We start from the raw sequence: 4,866 nt of genomic DNA, 5'->3' as shown, positions 1-4,866 counted from the left end.
GGTGATTCCGTTTTTCACCCAGGGGGGCCTGCGCCTGTCGGCGCCCATCGTCCCGCGCCGCTCGCTCGAAATATTTGCCTACGGCGGGCTGCCGTTATTGGCGTTGCTGGCGCTCGCCGGAGCAGGATTCACGCCCGACGCGCGTCTGGCGCCGTTGTTTTTCTTGCTGGCGATCACCCATGGCATGCGCCTGGCACGCTGGTTTCGCGCGGGCGTTTTGCGGGTGCCGCTGCTGTGGTCGTTACATCTCGCCTATGCCTGGCTGGTGGCTGCACTGCTGGCACTGGCGGCATGGCATCTGGGCTTGCCGGTCACGGGCAGCGCGGTGCTGCACCTGTTCACCATCGGCACCGTCGGTGGTGTGATTGTGGCGATGATGGCGCGCGTCAGCCTGGGACACACGGGGCGTGCCTTGCAGCCACCGACGATCATGCCGCTGGCGTTTGGGGCTCTGGGTCTTGCCGCAGTCGTGCGCGTCGGACTGGCCGACGCGACACCGCGCCTGGCGGTGGCCGTGTCGGCCGCATTGTGGTGTCTGGGCTTCGGGATCTTCGTGTACTGCTACGGCCCGATGCTGTGGCGAGCGCGGGTGGATGGCGGGCCGGGCTGAGTGCGGTCACGCGCCGCCTTGTGTTTTTTCAGGCCCAGGTGGTGCGCACCGTGTGTTTGATGGGCTCAGTCGTGCACGGTCACCAGCTTGGTGCCGTCCGGGAAGGTGGCTTCTACCTGTACATCGGGAATCATCTCCGGCACGCCGTCCATGACGTCGTTGCGTGTCAGCAGCGTGCGGCCGAAATCCATCATCTCGGCTACGGTGCGACCATCGCGTGCCCCTTCCAGGATGGCGGCACTGATGTAGGCCACGGCTTCCGGGTAGTTGAGCTTCACGCCACGCGCCAGGCGCCGTTCGGCGAGCAGGGCGGCGGTGAACAGCAGCAGCTTGTCTTTCTCGCGCGGGGTCAGTTCCATGCGATCTCCGTTTAGAAAGTGAAGGGAACTCTGACGTATTCAGCGCTCAACTCAGGTGGCCCAGATACGTGGCGGCAACGCGGGTCGGCCCATCAACAGCGGACGCAGGGCCGCCCAGGCAGCGGTGAGCGCGCGCTGTACGGTTTCGGTCTGAAACCCAAGCACGCGCAGTGCCAACACGTCGTCCACCATGCTGGCGCCGGTGAGCACTGTGTCGTGGAGCGCCAGGGTCGCGCGCACGGCGTCCAACCTGTCGGGCGTGACAACCGGCGTCGCCAGCAGAGTGCCGCTTACGCACTGGCCGCGCAGGCCGAAGGGCGCATCCAGCAAGACCTGGCCATCGTAACGGGCACGCTCCAGCCACATCGGCGCGCCGTCCTGCCACAGTTCGAGTGCCGTGCCGAGGGTGCCATCGTAGCGCTCGCCGCTGTCCGGGCGGCCCAGGCACAGGATTTCCCAGCCAATGAAGCTGCCGCCGGGGGCCAGGTTCACCCGCGTGGCGACGCGTGCGTGGACGCCCGCAAAGGCGATGGTCGGTTGCGGCAGCCATTCCAGCTGGGCGCCCGCATCCACGTGCAGCGTCTGGGCGAGCTGCGCGCGCGGCCCGGCGCTGCGGTAAAGCTTGTTGGCGGCCGGCGTGGTGATCAGCGCGCGGCTGTCCGGGCCAGCGTGCACGGTAATGTCCAGTACATCACCGCCCACGACCCCGCCGGGCGGGTGCAGCAGGTAGACATGGCAAGCGCCCTCGTACCCTTCCGGGTGGAAGGGGCGCTGTACGGTCAGCGGGCCGCTGTGGACGCGGCGGGCGAGCACGGTGCGCTCACCCTCGCGCCCGAAGGTGAGCGCAAGCGTGGCCCGCCAGCCGCCGGGTGTTTCAGCGTCGACGCGAACGTACGCGTGCATGCATCACGGCGATAAGACGCAAGCCGGCGCCACCTAGCGCCAGCGCCAGCAGCGTGGTCCACGGGTGATGCAGAAACAGGTCCGACAAGCCGGCGAGCGGTGCGTGTCCGGCATGTGCCAGCGCCGCACCCGGCGCGGCAAGCGCGGTCAGGAAAAAGGCCATCACGGTGTTTTTCATTGTCGGTCCTTGGTCGGATGGGTCGCGCCCGCCAGCCGCCGATACCCGCCGGCTCCAGGCGATGTGCCGGGATGTTCGGCCATGCGGGTGCGCGGCGGTCGGATTGGATGATGCCGAAGCTTCACAACCACGCCAAGTCGTGACCGTGTGGTTTGCGCGCGAAGCGTGTGATTGGAGCCTGGGTCGCTCGTGCAGGGGAGTCACCCCGCCGGCGCGGCCGGTTGGCTGCCCATGGCCTGCGCCGCTTGCGGCGCCACGCTGCGCAGGTGCAGGTCGCGCTGCGGGAAGGGAATTTCGATACCAGCCGCGCGCAGGGCCTGGTCGATCGCCATGTGCAGTTCGTGGCCGACCGGCACCACGTCCTGGTAGGTGCGCACGTAAGCGCGAACCTCGAAGTCGAGCGAGCTGTCGCCAAAGCCGGTGAACAGCACCATTGGACTCGGGTCGTGCAGTACCCGCGCGTTGGCCTGCACGGTATCGAGCAGGACCTGGTAGGTGCGCGCCGTGTCCGAGCCGTAGGCAACCCCCACCCGGACCACGACCCGCAGCACCTGGTCGGACAGGGTCCAGTTGATGAACTGTTCGGTGATGAAGGTCTTGTTCGGAACAATCAATTCCTTGCGATCGAAATCCGTGACCGTGGTGGCGCGGATGCGGATACGCGTGACGGTGCCGCTGACCCCACCGACGGTAACCAGGTCACCGACCCGGTAGGGCCGCTCGCCAAGGATGATCAGGCCCGAAATAAAATTCGCGATGATTTCCTGCAGTCCAAATCCGATGCCAACGCCCAGCGCCGCGACCAGCCACTGCGCCTTGGCCCACTCGACACCGAGCAGGTTCATCACCGTCAGCACGCCGACGATGACGATTATGTAGCGGGTGACCGTGATGGTTGCGTAGCGCGCGCCGGCATCCAAGCTGGTGCGGCGCAGCACAGCAATCTCCAGCACTCCGGGCAGGTTGCTGGCGGCCAGCACGGTTATCGCCGCACTGCCGGCCGCCAGCACCAGGCTGAGCAGGGTAACTGCGTCCGACGCCTCGCCGCTATCGGCGCCGATCTGGTATTCCCACAGCAGCACCTGGTCGAGTGCCTGTAGCGCCGGCAGCAGATCCGCCCACACCCACAGCAGGACGCCGCCTATGGTCAGGGACAGGGCAAAGCCGAGCAGGCGGCGCGCCTGTTCATCCACGGCTTCGATGTCGAACTCGTCTGTGGACGCCTGGGCTTCGCCGTCGGCAGCTTGGCTCCCGGTCGTGGCCCGCTGCAGGCGCAGCCGCTGCCCGGTGATTGCCAGCGCGCGTAGCACCAGGTAATAGACCAGCAGCACGCCGAGCAGCCACCCGGCGGTTTGCACTAGCCTGTCTTGCAGTTGAATGGCGGCGTAGTAGAAGCCCAGCGCCGCCAGCGCCGCCAGCAGCAGCGGTATCGCCACCGTAGTGGCCTGCCGGATCAGGCCGTTGTGGCGGGCAGATATCACGCCGCGCTGTGGGTGCAAGGTGTTCGACAGGAAAACAGCCAGCGCCAGCGAGAACAGCACCATGGACGCGCGCCCGATGGTGTCGCGCAGCGCGGGCAATGCCAGCGTTTCGGTGAATATGATCAGCCAGCCGCTGGGCACCGCCAGCAGGCGCAGACGAACGATCTGTCGGCGTAGCATCCGCCGCGCTTGATCTCGCCACTGGTAATGGGCATCCAGTACGCCCCGGTCCCGTGCGATCTCGTGCACAAAATTGAGTACGAACACCAACGGGGCAATGCCGGACAATGCCGCGCCGCTGGCGCCGGCATGGGAGTTGGCAGTAGACCCGAGTTCCAGCAGCACGCCGGTCAGGTACAGCAACAACGGCCAGGGCACGGCGCGCAGCCCGGAATAGGCCAGGGCCCGCAGGGTCAGCCAGGCCCCATCGCGGTAGATGTCGCTCAAACGCCCGGTGTCCTGCAACTGGTGCCGACGTAATCGGCCGCGCAGCGCCATCAGCATCAAAGGCAGGGCCAGACTCAGCGCCCACCATGGCTGTGTCGCCAGGGTGGTCACCAGTGCAGAAGGCAGCTCGCCCCAGCGGGCCGGACGTAGCAACTGGACAATCGCCGCCGGCCAGCTGCGCAGCCAGGTCAGGCCCATCGGGGCAAGATCCGCCGTCCACAGCAGACGCCGGTCGAGCAGATCGGTGTAGTTCCCCGCCACTTGAAGCAATTGTTGCTCGCGACGGTCCAGGTCGCTTAGCAGTGCGATGTGCCGCGCGTAGGCGTCGTCGAGTCGGCCCAGCAGATCGGCCTGGGCGCGGAGCAAGCCAGTCAGGGTCCGGCGCAGTTCCGCCTGCGCGTCCTTGTCCAGCGGTGGTTGCAGCTTTTTCAGCTGCTCGGCAGCACGTTGGTAAGGCAGGCCCAGGGCCCGCTGCTGTTCGGTCAGTTGCAGTTGCCGCAAGCGTGCCTCGCCGATGTCGCGGTTACGGGCAGTGGCATTGCGCGAGTAGTCACTTGGCCGCGGCAGGCGCAAGCGGCGATCGTTCAAGGCCTTCACCAGGGCGCCGCTGAGGTCGGCCAGGTCGAGCTGCGCCTGCGCGGTCCGGTACAGCTCCTCGATTTCGCTCTGGCGGGTGCGAGTGGCGACGATGGCGCTGTCGGTCGCGTCATCGGCCTGAAGCACCTGCGCCAGTTCGCGGGTCAGTGCGGCTTGTTCGGCTGCCGCCTGACGGATCAAGGGGTGGGCGTCTGCCGTGTTCTGCACCAGGGTTTCGGCGTCGACCAATTCCTGCCGCGCCAGTTTCTGCCGTGTTTCGCTCAGGCGCGCCGACAGCGCCGCGACCTGATC

The 4,866-nt window shown here is 67.0% G+C and carries 5 protein-coding genes; 1 reads left to right on the top strand and 4 read right to left on the bottom strand.

From position 1 onward, the window contains the following. Nucleotides 1-610: NnrS family protein (locus ABZF37_RS13535; protein ID WP_372720805.1), on the top strand; the 610-nt coding region annotated here is incomplete at its 5' end. Nucleotides 611-675: 65 nt separating this feature from the next. Here ABZF37_RS13535 and ureA read toward each other — a convergent pair. The 4 genes from ureA to ABZF37_RS13515 form a co-directional block, all read right to left on the bottom strand. Beyond that, the gene (ureA, locus tag ABZF37_RS13530) at nt 676-969 is read right to left on the bottom strand and encodes an urease subunit gamma (protein WP_372720803.1); all 294 of its coding nucleotides are present in this window, start codon (nt 967-969) and stop codon (nt 676-678) included. A gap of 51 nt (nt 970-1,020) precedes the next feature. Further along, nucleotides 1,021-1,872, bottom strand: coding sequence for an urease accessory protein UreD (locus ABZF37_RS13525; RefSeq protein WP_372720801.1), 852 nt, complete (start codon nt 1,870-1,872; stop codon nt 1,021-1,023). Continuing rightward, nucleotides 1,844-2,050 (bottom strand): hypothetical protein, encoded by a 207-nt coding sequence (locus tag ABZF37_RS13520; RefSeq protein WP_372720799.1) that lies wholly within the window; start codon nt 2,048-2,050, stop codon nt 1,844-1,846. Before ABZF37_RS13520 ends, ABZF37_RS13525 begins: the two co-directional genes overlap by 29 nt. Before the next feature lie 200 nt (nt 2,051-2,250). Then, a partial coding sequence (locus tag ABZF37_RS13515) for a mechanosensitive ion channel domain-containing protein (protein WP_372720797.1) occupies nt 2,251-4,866 on the bottom strand: 2,616 nt, incomplete at its 5' end.

The organism is Immundisolibacter sp. (genome assembly GCF_041601295.1).
GTDB lineage: Bacteria > Pseudomonadota > Gammaproteobacteria > Immundisolibacterales > Immundisolibacteraceae > Immundisolibacter.
This window is presented reverse-complemented; position numbering and strand designations above follow the sequence as displayed.